Here is a 13,649-nt window from a genome sequence, read left to right as displayed (position 1 = left end):
CCGGGGGCCCACTTCGTGGAGGACCTGGCGCCCTACATCGAGCGCAAGCTCTTCACGGTCAACACCGGCCACGCCGCGACGGCGTACTTCGGCGCGCGCGCCGGGGTCGACACCATCGCGGCAGCGCTCGAGGATTCCGAGATCGTCGCCGCCGTCGCCCGGGCCCTGTCGGAGACGTCGGCGCTGCTGGTCGCCAAGCACGGCCTCAACCCGGACGACCTCACCGACTACCGCGAGACGATCCTGCGACGCTTCGCCAACCCCGCGCTCCCCGACACCGTGTGGCGCGTGGGCCGGCAGCCGCTTCGCAAGCTCTCCCGGCACGAGCGGTTCGTCGGGCCCGCCGCGGAGGCTGCCGAGCGCGGCCTCGCCGTCGACGGCCTCGTGGCCGCGATGGGCGCCGCGCTGGAGTTCGACGACCCCGAGGACCCGCAGTCGGTCGACATGCAGCGGCTGCTGCGCGAACAGGATGCCGCGACCTTCACGGCATCCGTCACGGGTCTCGACTCGGACCACCCGCTGTTCGCTCCCGTGCTGGCCGTCGTGACGGCGCGACAGCGCGCGCTGCGTTGAGCACGCCGGGCACCCGCCGCGGGCGCGGGCGGCGCGGCCGCCGCGTGCTGTGGTGGGTGCTCGGGTCCCTCGCCGGGCTGCTGGTCGTCGCCGGGGTCGGCGTCGTGATCTGGAGCCAGGTCGGTGTCATGGCCGCGGAGCCCGAGCCCCTGGACGCGGTGCGCGCGGACGAGCGGATCACCGTGACCGACGACTCGGCGGCGATCGTGCTCTCCCCCGCCGACGGCGACTCCGACACCGGCCTGGTGTTCATCCCCGGCGCCAAGGTCGATCCGTGGGCTTACGCCGCGCTGCTGGCCGGCGCCGTCGCGGAGGACGACCGGACGGTGGTCATCACCAAGCCGTGGCTGAACCTGGCGTTCTTCGACCCGCGAGGGCTCGACACCTTCACCGACCTCGCGCCGGGCGTCGACACGTGGATTGTCGGAGGCCACTCCCTGGGCGGTGTGCGCGCATGCCAGCTGGCTGCCGATGCCGACGCCCTGGCGCTGTTCGCCTCGTACTGCGCGACGGATCTGTCCGACACCGACCTGCCGGTGCTGAGCCTGGCGGGCACCGAGGACGGCCTGTCGACGCCGCAGAAGATCGCCGACGCGCGAGGGCTGCTGCCCGCCGACGCGGAGCTGGTGGAGATCGACGGCGCTTCGCATGCGTCGTTCGGGGACTACGGCCCGCAGGCGGGCGACGGGGAACCGACCATCGGCGACGGGGACATGCGGGCGCGGGTGGCCGCCGCGCTGGGCGGGTTCGCCGGGTCGCTGGGGCGCTGAGCGCGGGCGCCGTGGCGCCTGGCGCCGTGGCCGCCGCGGGTGCTGGGAGGGCCGGCGCGCGCCGTAACTCCTCAACAACGCACGGTCGGCCGGGCCACCGACGGGATTCCGGCCTCTCCAGGGCGGTTTTTGAGGAGTTGCGACGGGGCGCCAGGCCGCAGCCCGCGGTCGGCTGCCCCGCCGACGCCGCGCGGGCCGCCGATTCATCCCCAGCCCGCGAAGGGGAGCATCCGTCCACCGTTCCGATCGCGCGGCCATCGCCGCCGGCCGCCCACCCCGCACAGTGTCGACATGCTCCGACAGCCGCCGCCCACCTCCCCCGACGTCCCGATGCGGTTCCTGAGCACCCGGGAGCTCGCCTTGCGCGGGGTCGGTCGGCAACGGGTGCGGCGCGGCCTGCAGGACGGCTCGCTGCTGCGCGTGCGGCGCGGGCGGTACCTGCTCGCCGGGTGCCACCCCGACATCGTGCGCGCGGCTCGCTTGGGGGTCCGGGTCGACTGCGTGTCACTCCTCGCACTCCTCGGCGTCTTCGTCATGGACCACAACCGGCTGCACGTGCAGGCGACCAACGGCGCGAGTCGACTGCCGCCACGGCCGCCGGATGTCGTCTGCCACTGGCGGCCGTCGTCCGCTGAGCCGACCCACCTCATGACCGATGTGGTCGAGGCCCTCGCACAGGCCTGCCGCTGCCAAGGACCGCGCGAGGCGATCGCGACCCTCGACAGCGCCTGGTACCGGGGCATCGTCGACGAGAAGGGTGTGGCCGCCGTCTTCGCGCTCCTCCCCCGGCGGTTCCAGCGGCTGCGGCCGCTGGTTGATCCCCGTTGCGAGTCCGGTCCGGAGACGATCATGCGGCTGCTGCTGCGCGGCCTCGGCTGCACCGTCGAGATACAGGTTTCGATATCCGGCGTCGGCCGCGTCGATCTCGTCGTCGACGGATGGCTGATCATCGAATGCGACAGCGAGGCGCACCACGCCGGGTGGGAGGCGCACAAGCGCGACCGCCGCCGCGACCTGGCGGCCGCCGCGCTCGGCTATACGACCGTGCGCCCGATCGCCGAGGACATCCTGTACCGGCGGGAGCAGGTGCTCGCGCAGCTGAAGCAGATTCTGGCCGTCGGCCCGACCACGCCCCGGGCGCAACTCCTCACACACGTCCCCGCTCGGTGAGGCAAGAGTCGTAACTCCTCAAGAACCGAGAACGCGGCCGGCGGAAGCGGCCGATCCCGGCAGTTCGCGCGTGCCTTGAGGAGTTGCGACGGCTTCTCACCGGAGCACGCCGCCGCGCGGTCCCTCGCGGCCGGTTCTTGAGGAGTTACGGCGCCTGCGGGCGCGTGGATACCGCAGCAACCCCGCCCGCGCCAGCACGCCGCGCCCGCGGTGACGGCCGTATCAGCGGGCGAACCCGTCCGCGATGATCTCGATGAGCTCCTCGCGCTCCTCCACCGTCAGGAAGGCGGCGGCGACGGCATTCAGCTGGAACGCCTCGAGGTCGTCGAGGTCGTACTCGAAGGCCTCGGCCAGCAGTGCCAGCTCACGAGTGAGCGAGGTGCGGCTCTGCGTGCGGTTGTCGACGTTCACCGTGACGGAGAAGCCCAGCTGGTACAGCAGGTCGAAGGGGTGGTCGACCAGCTCCTTGCCCCAGCGCTCGATGGCACCTGTCTGCAGGTTCGACGACGGCGACAGCTCCAGCGGGATCTCGCGGTCGCGCACCCACCGGGAGAGGTCCCCGAGCTGGACGAAAACCTCTTCGCCCTCGCGCGAGACGACCTCGAGGTCCTCGGCCAGCCGCACACCGTGGCCGAGGCGCAACGCGCGGCCGTCGATGAGCGCCGAGCGGATCGAGTCGAGCCCGGCCGCCTCCCCCGCGTGCACGGTCACCGGGAAGAAGTGCGCCGCGAGGTAATCGAACGCGGCACGGTGCATCGCCGGCGGGAACCCGTCCTCGGCCCCCGCGATATCGAAGCCGACGGCTCCGCGCGCGCGGTGGGCGACGGCGAGCTGGGCGATCTCGAGCGAGCGGTCGGTGTGGCGCATCGCGGTGAGCAGCTGGCCGACGCGGATGTCGCGACCGGTCGCCTCGACGGCATCCTCACCCTCTTCGATGCCCTCCTGCACGGCCTCGACGGCCTCGTCCAGTGACAGCCCGCCCTGCAGGTGCTGCTCCGGCGCCCATCGCACCTCGCCGTAGACCACGCCGTCGGCGGCGAGGTCCTCGACGAACTCCCGCGCCACCCGGGTGAGACCCTCGCGCGTCTGCATGACCGCGGTGGTGACGTCGAACGTCTTCAGGTACTCCACGAGCGAGCCCGAGTCGCTGCGATCCTCGAACCACTCCGCCAGCGCGTCGGCGTCGGTCTCGGGGATCGGCACTCCGGTCGCGTCGGCGAGTTCGACGATCGTCGCCGGGCGCACGGCACCGTCGAGATGGTCGTGCAGCGAGACCTTCGGGAGCTCGCGGATCGAGACTCCCTGCAGCCGGACGTCGTCGTTCTGGTCCATGCCCATGAGGTTCCTTCGTTCGGTGCGGGGTCAGGCGGTGATGCGCTCGAGGACGAGCGGCGTGGCCGTCGGAGCGGTGGCGCCGATCTCCCACGCGTCGTCGAGGGCGTCGAGCGCGCGGGCGAACCGCTTGTCGTCGTCGGCCAGCAGGGTGAACAGCGGCTGCCCCTCGGTGACCGTGTCGCCGGGCTTGACGTGCAGGTCGATGCCGGCGGCATGGACGACCGGGTCCTGCGCGCGTGCGCGGCCGGCTCCCAGCCGCCACGCGGCGATCCCGAAGGGGAGCGCGTCGAGACGGGTGACGAAGCCCCCGGCGGTCGCGGTGACGGTGTGGGTCTCGCGGGCGACCGGCAGCGGTGCGTCCGGGTCGCCGTCCTGGGCGCGGATCATGGCACGCCACGTGTCCATCGCCCGGCCGTCGCGCAGCGCCGCCTCGACGTCGGCGTCGGGCTGGCCCGCCAGGGCGAGCATCTCGCGGGCGAGGGCCACGGTGAGCTCGACCACATCGGCGGGTCCGCCGCCGGCGAGCACCTCGACGGACTCCCGCACCTCGTTGGCGTTGCCGATCGCGAGGCCGAGCGGAGTGTTCATGTCGGTGAGCAGCGCGGTGGTCGCGACGCCCGAGTCGGTGCCGAGCGCCACCATCGTGCGCGCGAGCTCGCGGGCCTTCTCGACGTCGCGCATGAACGCGCCGCCGCCGAACTTCACGTCGAGAACGAGCGCGTCGGTGCCTTCGGCGATCTTCTTCGACATGATGCTCGACGCGATGAGCGGAATGGCCTCGACGGTGCCGGTGACATCGCGCAGCGCGTAGAGCTTCTTGTCTGCGGGGGCCAGACCCGAGCCCGCCGCGCAGATGACCGCACCGATGTCGCGCAGCTGCGCGAACAGCTCGTCGTTGGTGAGGGCTGCGCGCCAGCCGGGGATCGACTCGAGCTTGTCCAGCGTCCCTCCGGTGTGACCGAGTCCGCGTCCCGAGAGCTGCGGCACGGCGACGCCGAAGGATGCCACGAGAGGCGCGAGCGGGAGGGTGATCTTGTCGCCGACACCGCCGGTGGAGTGCTTGTCGACGGTGGGCTTGCCGAGGGCCGCGAAGCTCATGCGCTCACCCGAGGCGATCATGGCGTCGGTGAGAACGCGGATCTCGTCGCGCTGCATGCCGTTGAGCAGCACCGCCATCGCGAAGGCGGCCATCTGCGATTCCGCGACGTAGCCGCGTGTGAAGGCGTCGACCATCCAGCGCAGCGCGGGCTCGGGGACGGCGCCCCCGTCACGCTTGGCCCGGATGATGTCGACGGCGTCGAAGGGTTCGTTCTCGGTGGTCATCGTGAAACTTCCTCGAGGTCGCGCGGCCCGAACGCGTCGGGCAGGACCTCGTCGATCGTGCGGATGCCGGAGACGGTCTCCAGCAGCATGCCCGGCAGGGCGAATTCATAGAGCAGCTGACGGCAGCGTCCGCACGGCATGATCGTCTGGCCGTCGTTGTTGACGCAGACGAACGCGACGAGCTGACCTCCGCCGGACATCTGCAGGTCACCCACGAGGGCGCACTCTGCGCACAGGCCCACCCCGTAGGACGCGTTCTCGACGTTGCAGCCCGCCACCACACGTCCGTCGGTCACGAGCGCGGCGGCGCCCACCCGATACCGGGAGTAGGGCGCGTACGCGCGCTGCATGGCCTCCGTCGCGACGGCGCGGAGATGGTCCCAATCGATGTCGGTCATGTCGATGTCATCCCTTGATGTACGGCTTGCCTGCGGCCGCTGGCCCTCGTATCTGACCGGCGAACCCGGCCACGGCGAGGATCGTCACGACGTACGGCAGCATGAGCATGAACTCGCTCGGAATCGGCGTCTTCAGCACCGTCAGCAGGTTCTGCAGGTTCGTGGCGAAGCCGAACAGCAGCGCGGCCAGCGCTGCGCGCAGCGGATCCCAGCGTCCGAAGATGACCGCGGCGAGGGCGATGAAGCCGAGGCCGGCCGTCATCTCCTTGCCGAACTGCGGCACCGAGACGAGCGTGAAGTAGGCGCCGCCGATGCCGGCGATCGCGCCCGCGAGCGAGACGTTCCAGAACCGCGACACGTTGACCTTGATGCCGACGGTGTCCGCTGCCTGCGGGTGCTCGCCCACCGCGCGCAGCCGCAGGCCCCAGCGGGTGCGGTACAGCGCCCAAGCGACGAGAGCGACGGTGAGATACATCAGGTAGACGATGAAGGTCTGGTTGAACAGCACCGGGCCGATGATCGGGATCTCCGACAGCAGCGGGATCTCGATGCGCGTGAACCGCACCGGACGGTTGAGCTCCGCCTCGTTGGGCACCAGCAGAGCGCCGTAGAGGAAGCCCGTGAGCCCGGTCACCAGAACGTTCAGCACGACACCGACGATCACCTGGTCGACGAGGTACTTGATCGCGAACGCCGCGAGCACGAACGACACCAGCACGCCGCCGACCATCGCGCCGGCGAGCCCCACGTAGGGGTTGTCGGTGATGCTCGACAGCAGCGCGGCCGAGAAGGCGCCGAGCAGCAGCTGCCCCTCGATGGCCACGTTCACCACGCCCACACGCTCACCGATGACGCCGCCCAGGGCACCGAACACCAGCGGCACCGACAGCGACACCGCACCGAAGAGCAGACCGGTCAGCGGGACCAGACCGCCCGCGGCCGCCCAGGTGAGGAAGGCGAAGACGGCCAGCACGCCATACACCGCGGCGAGCCACAGGCCGGTGCGCCGATACGACCAGGCATCCCAGGCCGCCCACGCCGTCAGCAGCACGAGCAGCACGACGATGCCCCAGCTCGTCGGCGCCGTGGGCACCTCGACGTTGGGCAGGGCGATCGCAGAGGCGGGGTCACCGAGGCGGAAGGTGCTGACCCCGTCGCGCGGAGCGAAGGCGAACAGCGCCGCCAGCAGGGCCGTGATGACGGTAAGCAGGATCGGCGTCTTGATCCGTCGCACCTTCACGGTGGCGAGGTGGATCGTGCCATCCGGCGCGGAGGTGGGAGCGAGGGCGCTCATGCGGACACCGCTTTCTTCGCTGCCTTGGCTCGCGCCTTGGCTGCTTTCTCGGCATCGGTCTTGGGAAGGAAGAACATCGTCCGCAGCAGCGGCGGCGCCGCGATGAAGAGCACGATCAGCGACTGCACGACCAGCACGATGTCGACCGGGATCCCCTGCGCCTGCATCGAGAACGAGCCGGCCTTGAGGGCGCCGAACAGGATGCCGGCGGCGAAGACCCCTCCGGCGCGGCTGCGCCCGAGGAGGGCGACGGTGATGGCGGTGAAGCCGATCCCGGCGTCGATGACGCCGTCGAACCCGGTGGTCACCGAGCCCTGGATCTGGTTCATCCCGGCCAGGCCCGCGAGGCCACCGGCGAAGAGCATGGCGTAGATGTACGTCCGCTGCACCGAGATCCCCGCCGCGAGCGCCGCGTGGGGGTTCTCACCGACGGCGCGCATGCGGAAGCCGAGACTCGACCGCTCGATGAGCCACCAGACGAAGACGGTCGCGGCGATCACGATGATGAAGCCCCAGTCCAGCAGCGGGAAGCGGGGCCCGAGCAGTTCGGGGAACTGCGCGTTCACCGGCGTCGCGGCCGAGATCGGCTGGTCGCCGGCGGGCCGCTGCAGCAGCTCGGGCGAGCGGACCATCCACGTGACCAGGTAGAACGCGATGTAGTTCAGCATGATCGTGAGGATCACCTCGTGCGCGCCGGTGCGCGCCTTGAGCAGTCCCACGATGCCACCCCACAGCGCGCCGCCGATGATGCCCGCCAGAAGCGTCAGCGGGATCTGCAGCAGCGCCGGCAGGTTGAGGTTGAACGTCAGCAGTCCGGCAGCGGCACATGCGATGAGCATCTGCCCGCGGGCGCCGATGTTGAACAGTCCCACGCGGAAGGCCAGTGCGATGCCGAGGCCGGCAGCGATGAGCGGCGCCGCGAAGCCCAGCGTCGCGGTGAGGGGGCGGATCTGCGTCGCGAAGTCATCGGCACGGGGGTTGAACACCGCGCCGCGGAAGAGCGCCTCGTAGCCGCCGTAGACCGCCTGCCAGATAGCGGCGAGCGTGTCGCCGGGACGCGCGAAGAAGTACCCCGCCGCCTCCTGCACGTCCTCGTCGGTGATGGCGATCAGGATGCCGCCGGCGACCATCGCGACCAGGATCGCGAGGAACGTGGTGACGGCGCTGCCGCGCAGCAGCTCCTTGAGGAAGACGTTCTGCCGCGGCGGCGGCGGCGGTACCTCGCCGGGATGGCCGGCGAGCGGGCCGCCGACAGGGGGCAGCTGCTCGGGCGGCAGCGGCAGGACGGCGTCGTCGTCGTGCGGAGGGATGTTGCTCATGCTGCGGCCTCCCCTGCCATCATGAGGCCCAGGGTGTCGCGCGAGGTGTCCCCCGGCACGACGCCGATGATGGTGCCGCGGTACATCACCGCGATGCGATCGGCGAGAGCAGCGACTTCGTCGAGCTCGGTGGACACGACGATCACGGGTACACCGGCGTCTCTCGTTTCGATGATTCGCTTGTGGATGAACTCGATCGATCCGACGTCGACGCCTCGCGTCGGCTGCGCGGCGACGAGCAGCCGCAGGGGGCGGCTCATCTCACGGGCGATGACGACCTTCTGCTGGTTGCCGCCGGACAGCGTGCCGGCCGGAGTCTGTGCGCTCTGCGTGCGGATGTCGTACTCCGCGATGCGCTCCGCCGCGAACTCGTTCAGGGCGCTACGGCTGATGGTGCCGGCGCGGACGAAGGCGGGGTCTGTGGAGCGGTCGAGGATGAGGTTCTCGGCCACGCTGAATCCGCTCACCAGCCCGTCCTCCTTGCGGTCCTCCGGGACGAAGCCGACGCCCTCGTCGAGGACGGCGCGCACGCCGCGCCCTACGAGCTCCACGCCGCCGAGCGAGATCGAGCCGCTGACACGGTCCGCGAGGCCGACGATGGCCTCGACGAGCTCGGTCTGGCCGTTGCCCTGCACACCGGCGATGGCGAGCACCTCGCCCGGACGCACGTCGAAGCTGACGTTGTCGACCACGACGGCGCCGGCGTGCGTGAGCACACGCAGATCGCGCACCTCGAGGCCGCCCTCGCCGACCCGCGGCGGGTCCTTCTGCACGGTGAGTTCCACGGCACGGCCGACCATGAGCGAGGCGAGCTCGACGTTGGAGGCGGTGGGCGACGCCTCACCGACGACCTTGCCCAGGCGGATGACGGTGATGCGGTCGGCCACCGCCCGCACCTCCCGCAGCTTGTGGGTGATGAAGACGATGGAGGTGCCCTCTGCCTTGAGCTGGCGCATGATGCCCATCAGCTCGTCGGTCTCCTGCGGGGTGAGCACAGCCGTGGGCTCATCGAAGACCAGCACCTTGGCGTCGCGCGAGAGCGCCTTGATGATCTCGACGCGCTGCTGCACGCCCACCGGCAGGTCTCCCACGAGGGCATCGGGATCGATGTCGAAGCCGAAGCGGTCCGCAACCTCGCGCACGTGGGCGCGAGCGGCTGCCAGGTCCAGCGCGCCGACGGCGTTGGTCGACTCGTGCCCGAGCATCACGTTCTCGGCGACCGTGAAGACGGGGATCAGCATGAAGTGCTGATGCACCATCCCGATGCCGGCGGCCATCGCGTCACCCGGACCGCGGAAGTGCTGGGTGCGGTCATCGAGGAGGATCTCGCCCTCATCGGCCTGGTACAGGCCGTAGAGGACGTTCATCAACGTCGACTTCCCCGCCCCGTTCTCGCCGAGGAGAGCGTGGATCTCGCCAGGCTGGACCACCAGATCGATGTGGTCGTTGGCGACGAGACTCCCGAACCGCTTCGTGATGCCACGTAGCTCGAGCTTCATAACAGAACCCTATCCAGTCGGTTCGATGGCACAAAGACGACGGTCGGCAGGATGCAGGCATCCCGCCGACCGTCGTTGGTCCGCGTTATCGCGCGGTGGGCGAGCTGGGCGAAGTCACCACGAGGTCACCCGCGATGATCTGGTCACGCAGCGCAGCGAGCTCGTCGAGCAGACCCGCAGGCAGCTCGGACTCGAAGGCACCGAAGCTCGACAGGCCGACGCCCTCGTTCTCCAGCGTCCCGACGTAGGGCTCCACGTCGAAGTCGCCCTCGGCAGCCTCGATGGTGGCCGTGAAGACGGCCTCGTCGATGCGCTTGAGGATCGAGACCAGCACGTCATCGGCGACCGAGGGGTCGGCGACGGCGAGGTCGGAGTCGACACCCATGATGACGGCGTTCGAGTCCGCGTCGGCGATCGCGGCCGCGGCGCTCTGGTAGATCGGACCGCCGACGGGCAGCAGCACGTCGACGCCCTGGTCGAGGATGCCCTGCGCCGCCTGCTTGGCGTTGTCGTTGGCCTCGAAGCCACCGGTGAACGAGCCGTCCTGCGACTCTGCGTCCCAGCCGTACGTGGCGACCGAGGCGCCCTTGTCCTCGTTGTACTTGGCGACGCCGTCGACGAAGCCGTCCATGAAGATCGTGACCGGCGGGATCGGGATGCCGCCGACGGTGCCGACCTTGTTCACGCCGGCCTCGGCCGACCACGCTGCGGCGGCATAGCCGCCGAGGTAGGCCGCCTGAACGGTGTCGAACATGAGGGGCTTGATGTTGGGGGCGTCCGTGACGCCGTCGCCGATCTCGTTGCCGTCGTCGTCGGTGGCGCCGGTGTTGTCGGCCCAGTCGTCGATGATCGCGTACTCGATGTCGGGGTTCGCCAGCGCGGAGGCGATCGTGTCGGCCGACAGCTTGAAGCCGACCGAGACGATGAACGAGCAGCCCTCGGAGACCAGCTGCTCCAGGTTGGGCGCGTAGTCGTTCGCGGAGGTCGACTCCATCTCGATGGGCTTGACGCCGAGCTCGTCGGCGGCGCGGTCCATGCCCTCCTTGGCGGACTGGTTGAACGACTTGTCGTTCCAGCCACCCTCGTCGGAGATGAGGCAGGGCAGGAAGTCGTCCGCCACCTCGGGCGCAGCCGAGCCCTCGTCTTCCGGAGCGGTGCCGCAGCCGGCGAGCGCGATGACGAGGCCGGACGCGAGCGCGACCCCGCCGAGCTTCTTGGTGGTAGAGATGGTCACTCTGTCCTCCACGATCAGGTACCCGCGCGGGTCGCGGGTACGAGGAAAAGTTACCGACTGTGACGGACCCCGCTTGACCAGATGGCACCAGACGAAGCGAAAGGTTACAAAGACGCAATCATCGCGTCATAGAAACCTCACAAGACATCGCCGCGACCGGTGAGCTTGAGGGCATCCACGACGCCCTTCACCCGCTGCGCGTGCTCGCTCGTGGTCACCAGCAGCGCGTCCTCGGTGTCGACGACCACGATGTCCTTCACCCCGATCAGGCTGATGACCCGCGACGTCTGGCTCACCACGATGCCGCTGGCGGCGTCCGAGAGGATGCGCGCGTTCTTTCCCAGGATCGCCAGCTCATTGCGCCCGTGGGAGTTGAGCTTGGCGAGGCTCGCGAAGTCCCCGACGTCGTCCCAGTCGAAGTGACCGGGGATGACGGCCAGCCGCCCCTTCTCGGCCGCCGGCTCGGCGACGACGTAGTCGATCGCGATCTTCGGCAGTGCCGGCCACACCCGGTCGACGACGGGGCCTCGGCGGTCCCGGTCGTCCCAGGCCTCGGCGAGCTCCAGCAGACCGGCGTGCAGCTCCGGTGCGTTCTCGGCGAGCTCTGCCAGCAGCACGTCGGCGCGGGAGATGAACATGCCCGCGTTCCACAGGTACGAGCGGTCGGCGAAGTACTCCTTCGCGGTGTCGAGGTCGGGCTTCTCCACGAAGCGCTCGACGACAGCCGCCTCGGGTGCCCCGTCGACGATGAGCTCGCCGTCCTTCTTGATGTAGCCGAAGCCCACCGACGGCTCGGAGGGCTGGATGCCGATCGTGCAGATGTAGCCCTCGCGGGCGACGGCGACGGCCTGCTGCACGGCGAACTCGAACGTCCGCGTGCCGCGGATGACGTGGTCGGCGGCGAAGGAGCCGATGATGACATCGGGCTCGCGGCGCACCAGCACGGCCGCGGCCAGGCCGATGGCGGCGGCGGATTCGCGCGGCTCGGACTCGAGGAAGACGTTGCGGTCGGGGATGCCGGGCAGCTGCTCCTCCACCGCCGCGCGATGCGCGCGACCGGTGACCACCGCGATGCGCTCGGGTCCCGCGAGAGGCTCGAGGCGATCCCAGGTGTCGCGCAGGAGCGTCTGACCGGAGCCCGTCAGGTCGTGGAGGAACTTCGGCGCGTCCGCGCGCGACAGCGGCCACAGGCGGCTGCCGATGCCTCCGGCGGGGATGACGGCGTAGAAGTTCGCAAGGGGATCTGCCATGAGGCTCAGGCTAGCGAACCGCGGCATCCGTCCCCTGAACATGCTCGATAGGGCCGGCGTTCGTCGCCCGGGTTCGATCCACGGGAATAGGATGGACGACGCGCCCCTGTGACGCAATGCGGATCCCGCCCCATCGTGTGAGCGGTCCGCCTCCCCCCTGTCGACCATGGAGGACGAAAGTGGCTGCACCAGCACGCGTCACGCTGTCGGTGAAAGAGACGACATCGAAGACGCCACGCGGCACGCTGTACCGCGGTAACGAGGGCATGTGGTCGTGGGTGCTGCACCGCATCACCGGTGTGGCGATCTTCTTCTTCCTGCTCGTGCACGTGCTCGACACGGCGCTGATCCGGGTCGCTCCCGAGGCGTACAACGCCGTCATGAGCACCTACAAGAACCCGATCATGGGCATCGGCGAGGTCGTGCTGGTCGCGGCCATCGCCTACCACGCGTACAACGGGCTGCGCATCATCCTCGTCGACTTCTGGTCCAAGGGCGCCCGTTACCAGCGCCAGCTCTGGTGGGGAGTCCTGGCCCTGTGGCTCGTGACCCTGGTGCCGTTCTCGGTGCGCCACCTCTCGAACGTGTTCGCTTCCGGATGGGGAGGCCACTGATGACTGCCGACACCCTCGCCGCGCCCCGCGCGCCGCACTCCACGCCCCGCAAGAAGGGCGCGAACCTGGAGAAGTGGGGCTGGATCTACATGCGCGTCTCCGGCGTGCTGCTGGTCGTGCTGATCTTCGGCCACCTGTTCGTGAACCTCATGCTGGGCGAAGGCATCCACGGCATCGACTTCGCGTTCGTCGCCGGCAAGTTCGCCTCGCCGTTCTGGCAGTGGTGGGACGTGCTGATGCTCTGGCTCGCCTTCATCCACGGCGCCAACGGCATGCGCACGATCGTCAACGACTACGTCACGGGCCCGAAGGCCCGCCGCGTGCTGGTGTGGGCCCTGTGGTTGTCGGCCGGATTGATGATCGTCCTGGGCACGCTCGTGGTGTTCACCTTCGACCCGTGCCTCGGGATCGAGAACAGCGCCACCGAGTGGCTGATCGAGAAGTGCACGGCGTAGCGACGCCGCGCGACACAGCAGAGATTGAAGGCATCTGACACGTGAGCACCCAGAGCGAAGGCGCCGTCGTCAAGGACGGCGTGCACTACCACCAGTTCGACATCGTGATCGTGGGCGCCGGCGGCGCCGGCATGCGGGCGGCGATCGAGGCCGGTCCCGGCGCCAAGACCGCCGTGATCTCGAAGCTCTACCCGACCCGTTCGCACACCGGTGCGGCGCAGGGCGGCATGGCAGCGGCCCTGGCCAACGTCGAAGAGGACTCCTGGGAGTGGCACACCTTCGACACCGTCAAGGGCGGCGATTACCTCGTCGACCAGGATGCCGCGGAGATCCTCGCCAAAGAGGCGATCGACGCCGTCATCGACCTCGAGAACATGGGGCTGCCGTTCAACCGCACCCCCGAGGGCAAGATCGA

General features: G+C 69.9%; 13 protein-coding genes and 1 pseudogene. 6 read left to right on the top strand and 8 right to left on the bottom strand.

All coding sequences use genetic code 11. The annotated features are described in order from the left end of the window. From NQ160_RS09010 to NQ160_RS09000, 3 genes and pseudogenes are all read left to right on the top strand, one after another. A pseudogene (locus NQ160_RS09010) lies at positions 1 to 573 on the top strand (mannitol-1-phosphate 5-dehydrogenase); the annotation flags it as partial. Further along, positions 570 to 1,343, top strand: a complete 774-nt coding sequence (locus NQ160_RS09005; RefSeq protein WP_257514893.1) for an alpha/beta hydrolase — start codon at positions 570 to 572, stop codon at positions 1,341 to 1,343. The pseudogene NQ160_RS09010 and the gene NQ160_RS09005, both read left to right, overlap by 4 nt. 291 nt (positions 1,344 to 1,634) lie before the next feature. Continuing rightward, complete coding sequence (locus NQ160_RS09000; RefSeq protein ID WP_257514892.1) at positions 1,635 to 2,513, top strand: endonuclease domain-containing protein; 879 nt, start codon at positions 1,635 to 1,637, stop codon at positions 2,511 to 2,513. Positions 2,514 to 2,735: 222 nt separating this feature from the next. On the opposite strand, the gene NQ160_RS08995 is transcribed toward NQ160_RS09000, so the two are convergent. From NQ160_RS08995 to NQ160_RS08960, 8 genes are all read right to left on the bottom strand, one after another. Next, a complete protein-coding gene (locus NQ160_RS08995) occupies positions 2,736 to 3,851 on the bottom strand; it encodes an adenosine deaminase (RefSeq protein ID WP_257514891.1) in 1,116 nt (371 codons plus the stop codon). Positions 3,852 to 3,875: 24 nt separating this feature from the next. Further along, the gene (locus tag NQ160_RS08990) at positions 3,876 to 5,171 is read right to left on the bottom strand and encodes a thymidine phosphorylase (RefSeq protein WP_257514890.1); all 1,296 of its coding nucleotides are present in this window, start codon (positions 5,169 to 5,171) and stop codon (positions 3,876 to 3,878) included. Continuing rightward, entirely contained in the window at positions 5,168 to 5,569 is a 402-nt protein-coding gene (locus tag NQ160_RS08985) for a cytidine deaminase (RefSeq protein ID WP_257514889.1), read from the bottom strand. Before NQ160_RS08985 ends, NQ160_RS08990 begins: the two co-directional genes overlap by 4 nt. A 7-nt stretch (positions 5,570 to 5,576) precedes the next feature. Beyond that, complete coding sequence (locus NQ160_RS08980) at positions 5,577 to 6,863, bottom strand: ABC transporter permease (RefSeq protein WP_257514888.1); 1,287 nt, start codon at positions 6,861 to 6,863, stop codon at positions 5,577 to 5,579. Beyond that, positions 6,860 to 8,182 (bottom strand): ABC transporter permease, encoded by a 1,323-nt coding sequence (locus NQ160_RS08975; RefSeq protein ID WP_257514887.1) that lies wholly within the window; start codon positions 8,180 to 8,182, stop codon positions 6,860 to 6,862. Before NQ160_RS08975 ends, NQ160_RS08980 begins: the two co-directional genes overlap by 4 nt. Beyond that, entirely contained in the window at positions 8,179 to 9,681 is a 1,503-nt protein-coding gene (locus tag NQ160_RS08970) for an ABC transporter ATP-binding protein (protein WP_257514886.1), read from the bottom strand. Before NQ160_RS08970 ends, NQ160_RS08975 begins: the two co-directional genes overlap by 4 nt. Positions 9,682 to 9,766: 85 nt before the next feature. Then, positions 9,767 to 10,915 carry a BMP family lipoprotein gene (locus NQ160_RS08965; protein ID WP_257514885.1) on the bottom strand — a complete coding sequence of 383 codons (1,149 nt, stop codon included), beginning with the start codon at positions 10,913 to 10,915 and terminating at the stop codon, positions 9,767 to 9,769. Between the two features lie 137 nt (positions 10,916 to 11,052). Next, positions 11,053 to 12,165 (bottom strand): mannose-1-phosphate guanylyltransferase, encoded by a 1,113-nt coding sequence (locus NQ160_RS08960; RefSeq protein ID WP_257514884.1) that lies wholly within the window; start codon positions 12,163 to 12,165, stop codon positions 11,053 to 11,055. Positions 12,166 to 12,344: 179 nt separating this feature from the next. On the opposite strand from NQ160_RS08960, the gene sdhC reads away from it, so the two are divergent. The 3 genes from sdhC to NQ160_RS08945 form a co-directional block, all read left to right on the top strand. Next, on the top strand, positions 12,345 to 12,779 hold the full coding sequence (sdhC, locus tag NQ160_RS08955) for a succinate dehydrogenase, cytochrome b556 subunit (protein ID WP_257514883.1): 435 nt from the start codon (positions 12,345 to 12,347) through the stop codon (positions 12,777 to 12,779). Continuing rightward, positions 12,779 to 13,234, top strand: a complete 456-nt coding sequence (locus NQ160_RS08950; protein WP_257514881.1) for a succinate dehydrogenase hydrophobic membrane anchor subunit — start codon at positions 12,779 to 12,781, stop codon at positions 13,232 to 13,234. The genes sdhC and NQ160_RS08950 overlap by 1 nt, the downstream gene beginning before the upstream one ends. A 41-nt stretch (positions 13,235 to 13,275) precedes the next feature. Further along, positions 13,276 to 13,649: FAD-binding protein (locus NQ160_RS08945; RefSeq protein WP_257514879.1), on the top strand; the 374-nt coding region annotated here is incomplete at its 3' end.

It is taken from the genome of Microbacterium sp. zg.Y909 (assembly GCF_024626565.1).
The sequence above is the reverse complement of the archived record's forward strand: the minus strand, read 5'-3'. Positions and strand labels throughout refer to the sequence as shown.